We start from the raw sequence: 15,047 nt of genomic DNA, 5'->3' as shown, positions 1-15,047 counted from the left end.
CTCAGTCAAAGCGGCGCGCCTCGTCGGCGTTCAGGGAGGCCGGTGCTTCACTCAGCGCGCTGAACTGGATCTGCGTGCGGTCCTTGTTGGCCTCCACGATCTCCACCTGGCGCACGTAGCGGTCGCCCTGCAGGGTCAGCGATTCGAAGGCCTTGGCCAGCATCGCCGACTTCGGGGTCAGCTTCAGCCGCCAGCCCTGCCCTTCGCGGCTGGCCTGCACGTTGAACTGGCTGGACAGCGCCTGCACGTCGCCGCTCATCAGCGCGAACATGATCGCGTTGACCGAGCGCATCGCCGGCTGCTGGCGCGCGTCCAGTTCGACGCGGGTGCTGCCATCACGCTGACGGCTGAGGATGCGGTCAGCGGTGACCACCACCTCGGACGGGAACGGCTTGAGCGTGGTCCAGATCACACCATGCTGGCGTGCAACCACGAACTGGCCCTGCGAGCGCAGCGGGTTCTTGAAGCCGCTCACCTGCTTTTCCTGGGTGAACTGCCCACGCAGCACATCCGGTCGCGCCACCGCCTGGGTGATCGCATCCACGGCAGGGTCGGCGGCATGCACCAGCGGCGCGGCAACCAGCAGCAGCGCGCACAGCAGCACGCGCGGAAGACGTACGGAAAGATTCATGGGGCGGGTACTCCAAGGCGTTCCCACAGCACCGGCGGGCACTGGTACAGCATTTCCTTGCTGGCCGCGTCCACCGCCACCTGGATGGTCATGGCACGGGTCAGCACCTGGCCGCTGGCCGCATCGAGGATCTCGTACTCGATCTTCAGCCGGTTCTCCCATTCGACGATGCGCGAAATGATGCGCAGCGGCTGGTTGAACAGCAGCGGCCGCACATACTTCACGCGCGCGTCGACCACCGGCCACAGGTAGCCCGATTCGAGCATCTGCGGGTAGTCGTAGTCGTAGCGGCCGAGCAGCGCGCAGCGCGCGATCTCGAAGTACTTGAAGTAGTTGCCATGCCAGACCACGTTCATCGGATCGCAGTCATGGAAGGCCGGGGTCAGCGAAATCTCGCCGGCCAGTTCAATTGCTTCATTCACCGGCATACAGCTCCCAGCGTTGCGCGCGGATCTCCACCAGCAGTTCCCGCAGTTCGCGATCCAGCGCGCGGTCTTCTTCCACCAGGGCGATGCGCTGCCCCAGGTCGGCATACATGTCGGCCAGACTGCCATGCAGCTGCGCGTTCATGCCAACCCGTTCACGCAGGGCCAGGCCCTGGCGCGCGGCGATCAGCATGGCGGCCACCACCTGTTCAGTCAGTTCGATCACGCGCAGGCAGTCGCGCGCGGCGATGGTGCCCATGCTGACCTTGTCCTGGTTGTGGCATTCGGTGGAGCGCGAGAACACGCTCGCCGGCATGGTCTGCTTCAGCGCTTCGGCGGTCCAGGCCGAAACGCTGATCTGCAGCGCCTTCAGGCCATGGTTGATGGCCGCGCGCGGGCCGGTGGCCGCCGACAGGTTGGCCGGCAGGCCGTGGTTGTAGCGGGCATCGACCACCAGCGCCAGCTGCCGGTCGAGCAGATCGGCAACGTTGGCCACGGTGTTCTTCAGGGTGTCCATCGCCAGCGCGATGTGGCCACCGTAGAAATGACCGCCATGCAGGATGCGCTCGCCGTCGGCATCGATCAGCGGGTTGTCGTTGGCGCTGTTCAGCTCGGTTTCGATCAGCTGGCGCAGGAACGGCAGGCTGTCTTCCAGCACGCCGATCACGTGCGGTGCGCAGCGCAGCGAATAGCGGTCCTGCAGGCGCTTTTCATTGCGCGGCGGGCGTTCGCTGTGCAGGTCGCTGCGCAGGCGCGCGGCGATGCGGCCCTGGCCCGGGTGCGGCTTTGCAGCGAAAAGGGTCTCGTCGAAGTGGTGCGCGTTGCCATCGCTGGACAGCACGTTGAACGCGGTCAGGCGGGTGGCCATGCGCGCCAGGTAGTCGGCGCGCTGCCAGGCCAGGCAGGCCAGGCCGGTCATCACCGCCGTACCGTTCATGATCGCCAGACCTTCCTTCGGCCGCAGCTTCAGCGGGGTCATGCCGATCTTCGCCAGCATCGGGCCGGCCGGCTGCACCTGGCCTTCGAACAGTACTTCCCGCTCGCCACACAGCACGGCGGCCACGTAGGACAGCGGGGTCAGGTCACCACTGGCACCCACCGAGCCTTCGGCCGGGATCAGCGGCAGCACGTCGTGCTGCAGCAGGGTGGCCAGGCCTTCCAGCAGCTGTACGCTGACGCCGGACATGCCACGCACCAGCGAGGCCAGGCGCGCGGCCAGCACGGCGCGGGTCTCGGCCGGGTCCAGGTAACGGCCCAGGCCGCAGCCGTGGTAGGTGTACAGATGGTGCGGCAGCTCGGCCACCAGCGCCGGCGGGATGTTCACCGTGCACGAGTCACCGTAGCCGGTGGTCACGCCGTAGATCACCCCGTCCTCGCGCAGCAGGCGGTCCAGGAAATCGGCACCGCGCTGGATGTGTGCGCGGAAGGCCGGGGCCTCGCTCAGGGCGGCGTCGCACTGGCGCTGGGCCAGGGCAACCACGTCTTCGATGGTCAGCGGTGCATCGCCGAAACGGCACACGGGTACGGCGTCAGTCGTCATGGGGGGCCTGATCCCAGAAGGGGAAGAAATTGAACCAGTCCAACGGGGACTGGATGACCTGGAGTTCCAGCCAGCGCGCGAAGCGCTGCGCCTGTTCGGCCAGTGCGGCATCGCGCGAACCACGGGGCAGCACCACGCGGTCGGCGAACTGTTCAAATGCCACGCGATAGCCATCGCCATCGTGCAGGCAGGACATGGTGTAGACCGGGCAGGCCAGCGCGGACGCCAGCACATAGGCGCCGATCGGGAACGGCGCGCGGTGGCCGAGGAAATCCGCCATCACGCTGCGCCCGCCCTGCACCGGCACGCGGTCGCCGACGATGGCCACGAAGCCACCGGCGGCCACCTTGTCGGCCAGCATCATCGCCGTGGCCGGGCCCATTTCGGTCACCTGCACCAGTTCCACCGCCGCCAGCGGGTCCAACCGCTGCAGCAGGCGGTTGAAGCGCTGCGCATGGGCGGTGTGCACCAGCACGGTGATGCGGAAACCCGGCACCTGTTCGGCCAGCACCTGGCACAGTTCCAGGCAGCCGATGTGCGCGGTGAGGATCAGCCCGCCTTCGCGGCGCGCGATTTTTCCCAGCACAAGGTCGCGCTGCAGGCGGATGCGCTCGGGCGGGTAGCGCCCGCCCAGGCCGAGGATCTTGTCCAGCATCGTGTCGGCGAAGCTGAAGAAATGCCGCAGGCTGTCGCGCCGGGTTGGCGCATGGCCCAGCGCACCGGTATGCGCCTGCAGCCGCTGCAGGTACTGCATCGAGGCCTGGCGGCCGACGCGGTTGCCCAGCCAGTGGCAGGCCACCACCGGCCACACGCACAGGTGGAACGGCCAGCGCCCGAACCAGCGGTGCACCCAGCACAGGAACAGCACGCCGGCCACCGAGGTGGACTCGCCGATGTCGGCCCAATGCGGAGCGTCGTGCGCGCGGCTCATCTCAGCCCTGGCCCCGCAGGCGACGCCACAGCAGGCGCGGCGCGCGCGGCAGCATGCCGAAGAACAGGCGGGTGTGCATGCGGCTGATGCGCACGTTGTCGCGCCACACATCGAAGTGGGACACACCGTCGGCCGGATAGGTCACGCGGGTGGCCAGGTGCTCGACCGGCACCTGCCGCCAGTACAGGCGCACCATCACTTCGGTATCGAAATCCATGCGCCGGCCGATGGTTTCTTCACCGACCAGACGCTGCACCGGCGGCAGCGGATACACCCGGAACCCGCACATGGTGTCGCGCAGGTGCAGCGACAGGGTGTTGATCCAGACCCAGATGTGGGTGGCGTAGCGGCCGTACAGGCGGGCCTTGGGCACGCTGGCATCGTAGGCGGGAATGCCGCAGATCACCGCCTCCGGGCGCGCCTGCGCCGCGGCGATGAAGCGCGGCAGGTCGCCGGTATCGTGCTGGCCGTCGGCATCGATCTGCAGCACGTGGCTGTAGCCACGGCGCGCGGCTTCGGCAAAGCCGGCCAGCATCGCCCCGCCCTTGCCCTGGTTGGTGTCCAGCCGCAGCAGGTCGACCCCGGCGCGCTGCGACAGGGTCTGCAGCACTGCGGCGCACGAGGCGCGCGAACCATCGTCCACCAGCAGGCAGGGCAGGCCCGCCGCCTGTACGCCATCCACCACCGCAGCGATGGCGTGTTCGTGGTCGTACACGGGAATGACCACCAGCGGCGCGAAGGCGCCGCCGGCGGCCGTCGGTTCAGTGCGCATCGGTCAGGACCACCTTGCCGCTGGCATGGGTGCCATGCAGGGAGGTGTAGCGGAACGTCAGCACGCCACGCTCGGCATCCCAGTCCAGCTGCAGGGTCAGCTCGTCACCGGGGCACGCCACGCGCTGGAACTTCACCACATCCATGCGCACGAACCCGCTGGGCAGCGCGAAGGCCTGGCGGCCGAAGCGTACGGCCCAGTCCAGCTGGGCCACGCCGGGCAGGATCGCCGCCTGCGGGAAGTGGCCCTGGAAGGCGCGCAGCGACGGGTCCAGGGTCATCCGCAGGGTCGCCGACGCGTCGCCGCGATGGCCCCACTGGGGTACCGGTATCAACGGCTGGAACAAGGCGGCCAGCGCGGACTGGGTGACCTTGCCCTGGGCATTGATCGGCAGGGCCTGGACCAGGCGCCAGCGGCGCGGCCGGGTGACCGCATCATGGCCCTGCGCCAGGCGTGTGCCCAGGCGCTGGCCGAAGCTGCGGCGCGCGGCGTCGCCGGCGGTGGCCAGTGCAGGGTCGGCCGGCACCACCACAGCAGCCAGCTGTTCGCGCTGGCCAGACAGCACCAGCACGCGCACGTCCTCCACTTCCGGGTCGTCGCGCAGCGCGCGTTCCAGCGCATCCAGCGACACCCGGCGTTCTTCGATCTTGACGATGCGGTCGGCGCGCCCCAGCAGGCGGAAGCGGCCATCGGCCAAGGCTTCCACGCGGTCCTGGGTGCGCCACCAGTCGGCGTTGTCCAGGTGCGCCGACGCCACCGCCAGGCAGCCGTCCTCGATGCGCCACTGCACGCCGGGCAGCGGCTGCCACGGCGGCATGTCGGTGTCCCAGCGGCGCCAGGCGATGCCGCCGGTCTCGCTGCTGCCGTACACCTCGGTGGGCGCCACGCCCAGCCACTGCCGCACCTGCCGTGCCGCCTCTTCCGGCAGCGGGCCGCCGGAGGAGAACACCGCGCGCAGGCGGCCATGCAGGCTGGCCCAGTCCAGCTGTTCGGGCAGCCGCTTCAGGTGTGCCGGGGTGGCCACCAGCACGCTGTCGGCAGCGGCCAGGGTGCCGACCAGGTCTTCATGGAAGAAGCGCCGCGGCTGGATCTGGCGGCCCGCGGCCAACGGCCACAGCACGCGGAACAGCAGGCCGTAGATGTGCTGGTGGGATACGGTGCCATGCACCTGGGCGCCGTCGAGCTGGGCGCCGAAGGCGGCCTGCAGTGCATCGACTTCACGCGCCAGCTGGTCCATGCGCTTGCTGATCGCGCTGGGCTGGCCGGTGCTGCCGGAGGTGAACACGCACAATTCGCAGGCGCGTTCATCCAGCACCTGCAGTACATCGTCAGGCAGCCCGCCGTCGGTGGGCACCAGCGCAGGCGCCAACGGGCGGTAATCGCTCGATACATCGCCGGCGAAGCCACTCACCTGCGGCTGCAGCGCCTGCAGCGTGGCCGGCAGGTTGTCGGCGGCCAGGAACACGCGCTTGCCCGCGTGCCAGGCACCGAACAGGGCGGCGGCAAAGGCGATGGCATCGTCGAAGTAGAGCGCCCAGTCGTTGCCTTCGGACGCCGCGAAGGCATCACGCCAGGCCCGTGCGCGTTGGCGGAAGGCGGTGTGGTCCAGGGCCACGCCTTCGCAGATACCGATGTCGCGGCCGGGCTGCGCCGTGACCAGCAGCCGGTCCAGGGCGATCCAGTCAGCCATGGGCATGGGCCGCCTTCACCCGCCGCCGCACCAGCCATTCGCCTGCGAACAACACTCCCATCATCACGTACGCCAACAATCCGTTGTAGAGCATCCAGACCCGGTTCGATGCATACAGCGCAGTGAACAGGGCCAGGCCACCGTTGAGAACAAAAAAGCCGCACCACACCTGGGTGACGCGACGGGTATAGGCTACCGCGAAGTCCGGCAGGTCAGGTTCCTGCAGGCGCGCCAGGCGTTCCACCAGCGGCGGGCCGAAGCGCAGGCTGGTGGCGAACACCGCCAGCATCACCACGTTCACCAGGGCCGGGTACAGCTTCAGCGGCAGGGCCTGGTTGAGCACGGTGGCCAGCCCGGCCAGCAGGCCGGCACCGGCGGCAGCGGCCCACCACAGCGGTTGCCGGGTGCTCAGCGCACGCAGCAGGGCCAGGCCGAACAGCAGCAGGGACAGCCAGCGCGGCTCGAACCGGCCCATGGCCACATAGACCAGGACCGGGTAGGCGAGCGAAATCGCCGCCACCACGACCATGCGTGCCCGTGCCATGGTCGAGGCGCCCTGCCTGCGGTCAGGCGGCTGCCTGGCCGGGCAGCAGACCATGCACGACATCGACGATGTCCTGCACGGTGCGCACGGCCTTGAAGGCTTCCGGCTGCAGGTTGCGGCCCAGCAGCGGCTTGAGCTGCACGATCAGGTCGACGGCGTCGATGCTGTCGATGTCCAGGTCGTCGTACAGGCGCGACTCCGGGCTGATCCGGGCAGGTTCGATTTCGAAGCTGTCGGTCAGGATGCGGACGATGCGCTCGAACAGTTCATTCTTGGTCATGGCAATTCCTGGCGCCTTACGACTGGCGGGCGGCGACGAACTCGCCGAGCGCACGCACGCTGGAGAAATGGCGACGGGTTTCTTCCGAGTCGGCCGAGAGGCTGACACCGTACTTCTTCTGCAGTGCCAGGCCCAGTTCCAGCGCGTCGATCGAGTCGAGGCCGAGGCCTTCCACAAACAGCGGCGCGGTCGGATCGATGTCCTCCGGCGTGATGTCCTCCAGTGAAAGGGAGGAAATGATCAATTCCTTGATCTCGTGCTCAAGTGCTTGCACGGGTCGGATCTCCAGACATGTCGAAGTAACGAGTAAGGTGGTCGGTGACGCGACGGGCCGCCAAGGCATCCCCCCTTGGCGAGTCATCTTCTGCGGCCAGGAACGGCGCGATCGCGATATCTTCGCCGATCTGCAGCTGAACGTGAAAACGACGTGAGGGCACACGATACCACTTCTGGCCCTTGGTCAACGTGGCCGGCGTACAGGTTATGCGCACCGGCGTGATGTCCAGCCGGCCACGCACGGCGATGTTGGCCGCGCCCCGCTGCAGCCGCGGCGGCTGCCCGGGCACCGTGCGGGTGCCCTCGGGAAAGATGACCAGGGTACCGCCGGCATGCACGGCCGCCACGCAGTCGTCGACCAGACCGGCGCCATCGTCATTGGCGATGTAGCCGGCCGCGCGCACCGGGCCGCGCATGAACGGGTTGCAGGCCACTGCGCGCTTGACCACGCAGTCGGCGTTGGGCAGCAGCGCGATCAGGCAGACCACGTCGATCAGGGTCGGGTGGTTGGCCAGCACCAGCAGGCCATCACGCTGCAGACGCTCGCGGCCCTCCACCTGCAGGGTCATCACGCCCAGTCGGCGCATCAGCCACACGTGGCTGGCAAAGGCACCCTGCACCACCCGCCGCGCCCGCCGCTGCCGCGCGACCGGGTCGCGCATCAACAGCAGCAAGGGCATGACGAACACGCCCAGCAGCAGGCCGCCCACGCCAAATGCGGCAAAGCTCAGGCCGGTGCCGAACACCCGCCAGGCGTGGTCGAGACGGCGCAGGGCTTCAGCCATGGCGGCTCCAGCGCCAGCGCTGGCCCTGGGTCACGTGGTCCAGCGCGGCGGCACCGGACAACAGGAAGCGATGCAGGTCCAGGCCATGCGGCAGCAGGCCCGGCGCGGTATCGACGCTGCCCGGCGCGGCCTCCCAGGCCAGGCGCAGGCCAGTGCCGGGCGTGCCGGGCGGCGCCAAGCGCCAGCACCAGGCAAAGAACGGGTCGGGTTCGTCGGCGAAACCGGCGTAAACGTCGGGCAACGGCGATTCATACACCACCACCCGCACTTCCCGCGCGCCGTCGGCCAACAGGCCGGCCGCTTCCAGGCAGGCGGTTTCCACGGTGGACTGTCCAGCGGCCAGCGCCAGGTAGTTGCCGCGATGGCCGCGGGCGATGGAATACAGCGCGGCGATCGCGTTGTGCACCGACAGGCCGAAGCCGGTGGGCGACAGCGGTTCGGACGCGGCCAGCGAGCCCAGCAGGTCCATCGAGCGGGCGACATCGCCATGGCGGCTGGCGAACACCAGCGGCACCTCGCTGTCGGCACCCTGCGCGTCTTCGCACCAGCAGGCCGCCTGGATGGCCATGCGGCCCAGACGCTCGATGCGGCGGCGCTGCATCGCCGGCACTTCGGCCAACGACGGCGTACCGTCACCCTGCGGCAGGAACGGCGCGTCGGCCCAGCCCATCCATTGGCTACGTTCTGTCAGTCCAGGCGCCCAGGCTGCCCAGTCGACAACGGAAAATTCGATCATTACCGGTGATGTTTCGATGGGCGAACGATAGGCACGAGCCATTACGGCGACGCGCGGCGGCCCCCCATTCCTGCAGCCGTGCGTCCGTCCAGGACGTCGCCGGCAGCCCCCCTGGCGGCCGGAAAGGAGCGCACGCTAGCACGTCCGGCGCAGGGAATACATGTTTCACAAACCGAAACGGGGAACGGTCACCGGCCGCTCCCCGTTCACATGCATTAGTAGCGGCGCATCAGTGATAGCCCGCGTCGGCGCGCACCTTGCCGCGGAACACCCGGTAGGACCAGGCGGTGTAGCCCAGGATCACCGGCAGCAGCACGACCAGGCCGACCAGGGTGAAGCCCAGTGAGGAGGCCGGCGCGGCGGCCTGCCACAGGGTCATCGACGGCGGCAGCAGGTACGGCCACATGCCCAGCACCAGACCGGCGAAGCCGAGCACGAACAGCGCCAGGCTGAGCAGGAACGGCGGCAGGTCGCGGCGTGGGTGGGTGGCGCTGCGCCACAGTGCGGCCGCCACTGCCAGGGTCAGCAGCGGTACCGGCGACAGCCACCAGAAGTTGCCATCGCTGAACCAGCGCGCCATCAGCCGCGAATCCAGGAACGGCAGCCAGCTGCTGACCAGCCCCATGGCCGCGATCACCGTCGCCACCAGCGGCCGGGTCATCTGCCGCGCCAGCGCCTGCACGCGGCCTTCGGTCTTCAGGATCAGCCAGGTGCTGCCCAGCAGTGCGTAGCCGGCCACCAGCGCGGCACCGGTCAGCATCGCGAACGGGCTGAACCAGGTGAACGCGCCGCCGCTGAAGCGGCCATCGACCAGCGGGATGCCCTGCACCAGGGTACCGAGGATGACGCCTTGGGCGAACGTGGCCAGCAGCGAGCCCAGGCCGAAGGCCACGCTCCACAGCCGCCGCGAACGGTGCGCCTTGAAGCGGAACTCGAAGGCCACGCCGCGGAACACCAGCGCCACCACCAGCAGCAGCACCGGCAGGTACAGCGCCGACAGCAGCACCGCATAGGCCTTGGGGAACGCGGCCAGCAGGCCGGCACCGCCCAGCACCAGCCAGGTTTCGTTTCCATCCCAGATGGGCGCGGCGGTGTTCATCATCAGGTCCAGCTGTTCCTCGTCCTCGGCGAACGGGGCGAGGATGCCGATGCCGAGCACGAAGCCATCCAGCACCACGTACATCAGCACGCCGAAGCCGATCACCGCGAACCATGCCACCGGCAGCCAGGTCATCAGGTCCATGTCAGCGCTCCTCCAGCGGTTCATCGGCAGCCGACAGCGGGCGCGCCGGGGTATGGCTGCCGTGATCCAACGATGGCCCTTCCACATAGGGCTGCGGGCCATGGCGCAGGATCTTCACCAGGTACCAGATGCCCCAGCCGAACACGAAGGCGTAGCCGACCACGTACACCGCCAGCGACAGTGCGGTCATCCACGCACTCTGCGGGCCCACCGCATCGGCGGTGCGCAGCACGCCGTAGACCACCCACGGCTGGCGCCCCATCTCGGTGACGAACCAGCCCGACACCAGCGCGATGAAGCCGCTGGGCAGCATCCAGTTCCAGCCCCGCAGCAGCCACGGTGACTGCAGCAGCTTCTTCCGCCACAACTGCACCGCCGACAGCCAGGCCAGCAGCAGCATCAGCGTGCCCAGCCCGACCATGATGCGGAAGGCGAAGAACACCGGCGTCACCGGCGGCCGCTCGCTGGCCGGCACCGAGGTGAGCGGATCGAAGGTGCCGTCCAGCGAATGGGTGAGGATCACGCTGCCCAGCTTCGGAATGGCGACTTCAAAATCGTTGCGCTGCTCTTTTTCATTGGGCAGGGCAAACACGACCAGCGGCACGCCCTCGCCGTCCTTGCTTTCATGCCAGTGCGCTTCCATCGCCGCGATCTTCATCGGCTGGTGCTTGAGCGTGTTCAGGCCGTGCATGTCGCCGACGAAGATCTGCACCGGCACGGTCAGCGCGGCAAACGCCACCGCCGCAACCAGCATGCGCCGGCCCGCTTCAACGTGCGTGCCCTTGCGCAGGTACCACGCGCCCACGCCACCGATAACGAAACAGGTGGTGATGAACGAGCCCAGCGCCATGTGCGCCAGACGGTAGGGGAAGGACGGGTTGAACACCACCTGCCACCAGTCCACCGGGTGGACGATGCCGTTGATCATTTCGTAGCCGGCCGGCGTGTGCAGCCAGCTGTTGGACGACAGGATCCAGAAGGTGGAGAACAGCGTGCCCAGCGCCACCATGCAGGTGGACAGGAAGTGCAGGCGCGGCGACACCCGGCCCCAGCCGAACATCATCACGCCCAGGAAGCTGGCCTCCAGGAAGAACGCGGTCAGCACTTCATAGGTCAGCAGCGGCCCGATGACCGTGCCGGCCACCTCGCTCAGCCGCGGCCAGTTGGTGCCGAACTGGAACGCCATGACTATGCCACTGACCACGCCCATGCCGAAGGACACGGCGAAGATCTTCTGCCAGAAGAAATACAGGTCGCGCCACACGGGCAACTTCGTGCGCAGCCAGCGCCATTCGATGAAGGCCAGCCAGCTGGCGGTGCCGATGGTGAAGGCGGGGAACAGCACGTGGAAACTGATGACGAATCCGAACTGGATCCGCGACAACAACAACGCGTCCAAGGGACGCCTCCTGCCGGGTACGGGTGGGATACCGGACCACTTTAGGGAGATATGGTTGAGCAGGGATGCGACCAGGTGACGCGCTGCTTCACTTTGTCGCAGGGGGAGAAGGCTCCATGGATGAACGGATCAGAATGGCTTCAACAGCGCCAAGGGCTCTTCCCGTACCGTTCGCCAGGCGCTGGGCAGAAGGGCAGCAACGCTGGCCGCCATCACCAGCATGAACGCCACCAGCCCCGCCAGCCACGGCGACATCGCAATGGCGTCCTGGGGCAACCAGAGCAGGTGCAGCAAACACGCGCCCAGCGCCGCGCCGGGAACCGTGAAGATGCCGACTTCGAAGATGATCTCGGCGAAGATCACCGATCCGCGCGCCCCCAACGTCCGGCGGATGCCGATGGAGCGCCGCCTGCGCACCAGCCATGCGCCTACCACGCCGGACACGCCTGCCATCAACACACCCAGTACCACCGCAGCCATGAAAGCGAGCATGGCCGTCGTGAAGCGATCCGTCCGCAGGTAGGCGTCGCGGTATCCCGCCAGCGTGTCAACGCCTGTCGGATTCACGACGCGATAGGGGCGCTGCAGTGCCTCGACGGTGCGATCAAGCAGCACGCGATCCACCGCCGATTGGGATCGGGTCAGGTAATAGCGGCTTGCGCCAGTGGGAAACCCTGGAAACAGCGCCCACTGCGAGTCCTGATCGTTTCCACCCGGCGCAGGCCCGACCAGGGACGAGAACACGCCCACGACCACCCTGCTGCTTCCCCGCCCGAAGTACAGCCGGCGCCCCACCGCGCTCTCCGCACCAAACAGGTGATCGGCCAGCGCCTCGCTGATCAGCACGACAGGCGCGCCGTCGGTCGCCTCAGGGTCTGCCGGCAAACGCCCCATCACGACCCGCGCCCCCAGCATCGTCAGCAGACCCGGGCTGGCGGTTACCACGGGAATGCGATCACAGCCTGCGACCTCACTGCTGCCAGCCTCCATGGCCCGTGCCATGGCCGCATCGCTGGTGCATGCACCGTAGTGATGGGCCCTGCCCCCGAACGGAACCGAGTCGCTGGCAACGGCCTGGCGGACGCCGGGAAACTGGATGGCGGAAAGGTCTGAGCGCACCGTCGACGGCGCGGCCTCCTCGATGTCGGAGACGCGGATGACAGTGATCGCCTCCGCGCCCTCGATACCCCGCGTGTTCAGTCGTGAAAAACCGCCTACGGCAGACTGCAGGGCAAAAGCGCATGCCAAGCTGGCAAGCGCTGCCTGTACAAACAGCAGCGACGCCCGGCCCAGGTGATTACGGACTTCCCGCAGTGAATCCAGCATCTCAGGCTGCTCCCTTTGCGAACAAGCGTGACAGCGATCCGGCCCGGCATATTTCCAGCGCAGGAATGAGCGCACAGACCAGCGCCGTCGCGAAGCCGACCGCGGCCGCCATCAGTACCGATCTCGGGTCCAGCGCGGTGATTGCTGACGGAAGTACCTCACCTGCCGCTACGAGTCGCATGCCCACCGCATACACGATGGCCGCCAGTGCGGCACTGGCCAATCCCGACGATGCGGATTCCCACATGAGCTGGGCAAAAACATCCCCACGTCGGGCACCCAGCGCGCGACGTATCGCCAGCTCGCGGCGGCGCGCCCCCAGGCTGAAGCCCAGTAGAGCAGCCGCATTGACGATGCAGACCACCAGCAGGAGCAAGGCCAGCCGAAGCTGGGTTCGGGTGCCTTCGGGCACCAGCCCCTGCCGATCCAGCCACGCCATCAGCGGCCAGAGCCCGACCCGATCGTTACCCGGGTCGACCTGCAGATCCCGGGCCTGCGCATACGCGTTCAGCATCGCGCGGTATCCGGATACGTCATCCACTGTCGGCAACCATGCCCACAGTTGCAGCCAGGACGCTTGGAGGCCGGCAAGGTCCACGCCTTCCCCACCACCCCACACCGTCACGCCGTCGACCACGGTCAGCCCGTCTGCAATGGCGGTTTCAACCGGAAGGTAGATCTGATCGGGTTCCACGAAGGGTCGGCGGGTCACGTCGCCCTGGAACATCGGCACCGGATGCCAATCCTCCGCCACGCCGACAACCGTGTACGTGCGCCCGCTCAACTCCAGCGATTGGCCACTACACCCGGCGGGGCACTCGACCGCCGCCAGTGACCGTGACAGCACAACGACGCGGCTTCCTGCCTGCCCTTCTTCCGCGGTCCACGAGCGCCCTTGGACCAGACCGATCCCGAGCACGCTGAATACCCCAGACGTTGCATATCGTGCGCGCAGCCGGGCACTTGATCGCCCGGGCTTCAGCAGCGTCACGGCGCCGCCGGCCATGGCCGCCTGGTTCCAGGCGCGCCCCTGGTCCAGCAGGGCTTTAGCATCAGGCCAGGTCAACCCCTGGCCGCGATCAGGCGCTGCCACCTGCTGCGAACCCGGCCGCACATCCAGCTGTGGACGGAAGAGCGACGCGCTGCGTCCCGGCACGGGATCGGAGGATGCCTGCAGCACAATAGACAGCATCACCATGGCGGTTCCCACGCCTGCACCGAGCATGAGAGCGATGGCAATGTGCGTTCCGATGCGCTGCCGGAAGCGCTTAAGCGATAGAGAAAGGTAGTAGAGCGTCATGGCCCATCCCGGGTAGGCAGATTCCTGATCGATGCGTGCCACACGTCGCCCAGCGGGCGGTGACAACGCACGGCCAAGACTTCGCCAGCGTGGGCGCAGACAGCAAGCGCCGCACCACGTACTGCAACTTTCCTTATCCCGAGACCCGCGGACCCGAAGCGACAACGAAATCCCGCCCGGCCAGGCAGAGCGGGAGCCCCGCAGCCCGCACAACCCACCTTTGCTTCATCCACGTAGTGCCGATTGCGTCTTTCGGCCCGAACGGGTCAGCGTGCAGACCATGCAGAATGCGTCCAACGCACATCGCCGCGTGCTGTCAGCGCCAGAAGTACCAGACCACGCCCGCCACCAGCACGCCCATCAGCAGCACCTGCACCAGCACGTACAGCACACCGCTGTCGCGCGTCTCTGCCTTCAGCCGCTTCTGCAGCGCTTCACGTACATCCGGCGTCTCTTCCTGCTGCTCACGCAGTGCCTGCGCCAGTGCGCGTTCTTCCGCATCGCGAGGGTCGGTCGATCGGCTCACAGCAGTTCTCCAGCGGCGGCATGCCGCGTCAGTTCCTGCTTGAGGATCTGCCGCGCGCGGTACAGGTGGCTCTTGATGGTACCGCGCGGCAGCCCGGTCACCTGTTCGATCTCGACCAGATCGAAATCCTCCAGGTAGTGCAGGCCGACGATCAGGCGCTGCGGCGCGCTCAGCCGCTCCAGCGCCGCCGCCAGCTGGCGTCCAGCCTGCAGCGCCTCGCTCAGCTCGGCCGGGCCGGGCCCCTCGTCGCCGATGCCCAGTTCCTCGGGCACCTCCACCGCCACCATCCACTGCATTTCCAGGCGGCGCCGGCGCAGGTGCTGCAGCGCGGTGGTGTAGGCCACCCGCGAAACCCAGGTGCGCAGCGAGGATTCGAAGCGGAACCGGTGCAGCTGGCGGAACACCGCCAGGAAGGTCTCCTGCAGCAGGTCGGCGACCTGGTCGCGATCACCGACCATGCGCCCGATCACGTGCGCACAGGTGCGTTGATGGGCCTGCACCAGCTGCGCGAACGCCGCCTGCGAGCCATCGATGATGGCAGCCACCAGCGCGCGGTCGTCCTCCCATGCAGCCGGTGCCTCCATGGGGGCGTCACGACGACGCCCGCGCAGCGCGGCCAGGGCACCGCCCAGCAGGCTCATGC

At 68.0% G+C, this 15,047-nt stretch carries 17 protein-coding genes; all 17 read right to left on the bottom strand.

The window, feature by feature from the left end:
- Position 1 precedes the first annotated feature (1 nt).
- A complete protein-coding gene (locus ACM2ZB_RS15915; protein WP_416056162.1) occupies positions 2 to 631 on the bottom strand; it encodes an outer membrane lipoprotein carrier protein LolA in 630 nt (209 codons plus the stop codon).
- A complete protein-coding gene (locus tag ACM2ZB_RS15910; RefSeq protein WP_416056161.1) occupies positions 628 to 1,059 on the bottom strand; it encodes an acyl-CoA thioesterase in 432 nt (143 codons plus the stop codon). Before ACM2ZB_RS15910 ends, ACM2ZB_RS15915 begins: the two co-directional genes overlap by 4 nt.
- Positions 1,046 to 2,596, bottom strand: a complete 1,551-nt coding sequence (locus ACM2ZB_RS15905) for an HAL/PAL/TAL family ammonia-lyase (protein ID WP_416056160.1) — start codon at positions 2,594 to 2,596, stop codon at positions 1,046 to 1,048. The genes ACM2ZB_RS15910 and ACM2ZB_RS15905 overlap by 14 nt, the downstream gene beginning before the upstream one ends.
- Positions 2,586 to 3,527 (bottom strand): acyltransferase, encoded by a 942-nt coding sequence (locus ACM2ZB_RS15900; RefSeq protein WP_416056159.1) that lies wholly within the window; start codon positions 3,525 to 3,527, stop codon positions 2,586 to 2,588. Before ACM2ZB_RS15900 ends, ACM2ZB_RS15905 begins: the two co-directional genes overlap by 11 nt.
- Position 3,528: 1 nt before the next feature.
- Positions 3,529 to 4,299, bottom strand: a complete 771-nt coding sequence (locus tag ACM2ZB_RS15895) for a glycosyltransferase family 2 protein (protein WP_416056158.1) — start codon at positions 4,297 to 4,299, stop codon at positions 3,529 to 3,531.
- Complete coding sequence (locus ACM2ZB_RS15890) at positions 4,289 to 5,989, bottom strand: AMP-binding protein (RefSeq protein ID WP_416056157.1); 1,701 nt, start codon at positions 5,987 to 5,989, stop codon at positions 4,289 to 4,291. Before ACM2ZB_RS15890 ends, ACM2ZB_RS15895 begins: the two co-directional genes overlap by 11 nt.
- Positions 5,982 to 6,533 (bottom strand): hypothetical protein, encoded by a 552-nt coding sequence (locus ACM2ZB_RS15885; protein WP_313436592.1) that lies wholly within the window; start codon positions 6,531 to 6,533, stop codon positions 5,982 to 5,984. Before ACM2ZB_RS15885 ends, ACM2ZB_RS15890 begins: the two co-directional genes overlap by 8 nt.
- A 22-nt stretch (positions 6,534 to 6,555) precedes the next feature.
- Positions 6,556 to 6,813, bottom strand: coding sequence for an acyl carrier protein (locus ACM2ZB_RS15880; RefSeq protein ID WP_025878014.1), 258 nt, complete (start codon positions 6,811 to 6,813; stop codon positions 6,556 to 6,558).
- Positions 6,814 to 6,829: 16 nt separating this feature from the next.
- Positions 6,830 to 7,087, bottom strand: a complete 258-nt coding sequence (locus ACM2ZB_RS15875; RefSeq protein ID WP_005411610.1) for a phosphopantetheine-binding protein — start codon at positions 7,085 to 7,087, stop codon at positions 6,830 to 6,832.
- Positions 7,074 to 7,874, bottom strand: a complete 801-nt coding sequence (locus tag ACM2ZB_RS15870; protein WP_313436589.1) for a lysophospholipid acyltransferase family protein — start codon at positions 7,872 to 7,874, stop codon at positions 7,074 to 7,076. The genes ACM2ZB_RS15875 and ACM2ZB_RS15870 overlap by 14 nt, the downstream gene beginning before the upstream one ends.
- Positions 7,867 to 8,610 (bottom strand): beta-ketoacyl synthase chain length factor, encoded by a 744-nt coding sequence (locus ACM2ZB_RS15865; RefSeq protein WP_416056156.1) that lies wholly within the window; start codon positions 8,608 to 8,610, stop codon positions 7,867 to 7,869. The genes ACM2ZB_RS15870 and ACM2ZB_RS15865 overlap by 8 nt, the downstream gene beginning before the upstream one ends.
- Positions 8,611 to 8,839: 229 nt before the next feature.
- Positions 8,840 to 9,853, bottom strand: a complete 1,014-nt coding sequence (gene cydB / locus ACM2ZB_RS15860) for a cytochrome d ubiquinol oxidase subunit II (RefSeq protein WP_416056155.1) — start codon at positions 9,851 to 9,853, stop codon at positions 8,840 to 8,842.
- A 1-nt stretch (position 9,854) separates the two neighbouring features.
- Positions 9,855 to 11,252 (bottom strand): cytochrome ubiquinol oxidase subunit I, encoded by a 1,398-nt coding sequence (locus ACM2ZB_RS15855; protein ID WP_416056154.1) that lies wholly within the window; start codon positions 11,250 to 11,252, stop codon positions 9,855 to 9,857.
- 129 nt (positions 11,253 to 11,381) lie between these two features.
- Positions 11,382 to 12,578, bottom strand: a complete 1,197-nt coding sequence (locus tag ACM2ZB_RS15850; RefSeq protein ID WP_416056153.1) for an ABC transporter permease — start codon at positions 12,576 to 12,578, stop codon at positions 11,382 to 11,384.
- Position 12,579: 1 nt separating this feature from the next.
- Complete coding sequence (locus ACM2ZB_RS15845) at positions 12,580 to 13,878, bottom strand: ABC transporter permease (protein ID WP_416056152.1); 1,299 nt, start codon at positions 13,876 to 13,878, stop codon at positions 12,580 to 12,582.
- Between the two features lie 316 nt (positions 13,879 to 14,194).
- On the bottom strand, positions 14,195 to 14,404 hold the full coding sequence (locus ACM2ZB_RS15840) for a hypothetical protein (protein ID WP_416056151.1): 210 nt from the start codon (positions 14,402 to 14,404) through the stop codon (positions 14,195 to 14,197).
- Complete coding sequence (locus ACM2ZB_RS15835; RefSeq protein ID WP_416056150.1) at positions 14,401 to 15,045, bottom strand: RNA polymerase sigma factor; 645 nt, start codon at positions 15,043 to 15,045, stop codon at positions 14,401 to 14,403. The genes ACM2ZB_RS15840 and ACM2ZB_RS15835 overlap by 4 nt, the downstream gene beginning before the upstream one ends.
- Positions 15,046 to 15,047 lie beyond the last annotated feature (2 nt).

It is taken from the genome of Stenotrophomonas maltophilia (genome assembly GCF_047782825.1).
Classification (GTDB): Bacteria; Pseudomonadota; Gammaproteobacteria; order Xanthomonadales; family Xanthomonadaceae; genus Stenotrophomonas.
The sequence above is the reverse complement of the archived record's forward strand: the minus strand, read 5'-3'. Positions and strand labels throughout refer to the sequence as shown.

Excerpts from the sequence above, each read along its gene's own strand:
- ACM2ZB_RS15915 (WP_416056162.1), bottom strand. The coding sequence starts at position 631 with ATGAATCTTTCCGTACGTCTTCCGCGCGTGCTGCTGTGCGCGCTGCTG.
- ACM2ZB_RS15895 (WP_416056158.1), bottom strand. The coding sequence starts at position 4,299 with ATGCGCACTGAACCGACGGCCGCCGGCGGCGCCTTCGCGCCGCTGGTG.
- ACM2ZB_RS15890 (WP_416056157.1), bottom strand. The coding sequence starts at position 5,989 with ATGGCTGACTGGATCGCCCTGGACCGGCTGCTGGTCACGGCGCAGCCC.
- cydB (WP_416056155.1), bottom strand. The coding sequence starts at position 9,853 with ATGGACCTGATGACCTGGCTGCCGGTGGCATGGTTCGCGGTGATCGGC.
- ACM2ZB_RS15910 (WP_416056161.1), bottom strand. The coding sequence starts at position 1,059 with ATGCCGGTGAATGAAGCAATTGAACTGGCCGGCGAGATTTCGCTGACC.
- ACM2ZB_RS15885 (WP_313436592.1), bottom strand. The coding sequence starts at position 6,533 with ATGGCACGGGCACGCATGGTCGTGGTGGCGGCGATTTCGCTCGCCTAC.
- ACM2ZB_RS15835 (WP_416056150.1), bottom strand. The coding sequence starts at position 15,045 with ATGAGCCTGCTGGGCGGTGCCCTGGCCGCGCTGCGCGGGCGTCGTCGT.
- ACM2ZB_RS15880 (WP_025878014.1), bottom strand. The coding sequence starts at position 6,813 with ATGACCAAGAATGAACTGTTCGAGCGCATCGTCCGCATCCTGACCGAC.
- ACM2ZB_RS15845 (WP_416056152.1), bottom strand. The coding sequence starts at position 13,878 with ATGACGCTCTACTACCTTTCTCTATCGCTTAAGCGCTTCCGGCAGCGC.
- ACM2ZB_RS15865 (WP_416056156.1), bottom strand. The coding sequence starts at position 8,610 with ATGATCGAATTTTCCGTTGTCGACTGGGCAGCCTGGGCGCCTGGACTG.
- ACM2ZB_RS15850 (WP_416056153.1), bottom strand. The coding sequence starts at position 12,578 with ATGCTGGATTCACTGCGGGAAGTCCGTAATCACCTGGGCCGGGCGTCG.
- ACM2ZB_RS15905 (WP_416056160.1), bottom strand. The coding sequence starts at position 2,596 with ATGACGACTGACGCCGTACCCGTGTGCCGTTTCGGCGATGCACCGCTG.
- ACM2ZB_RS15870 (WP_313436589.1), bottom strand. The coding sequence starts at position 7,874 with ATGGCTGAAGCCCTGCGCCGTCTCGACCACGCCTGGCGGGTGTTCGGC.
- ACM2ZB_RS15900 (WP_416056159.1), bottom strand. The coding sequence starts at position 3,527 with ATGAGCCGCGCGCACGACGCTCCGCATTGGGCCGACATCGGCGAGTCC.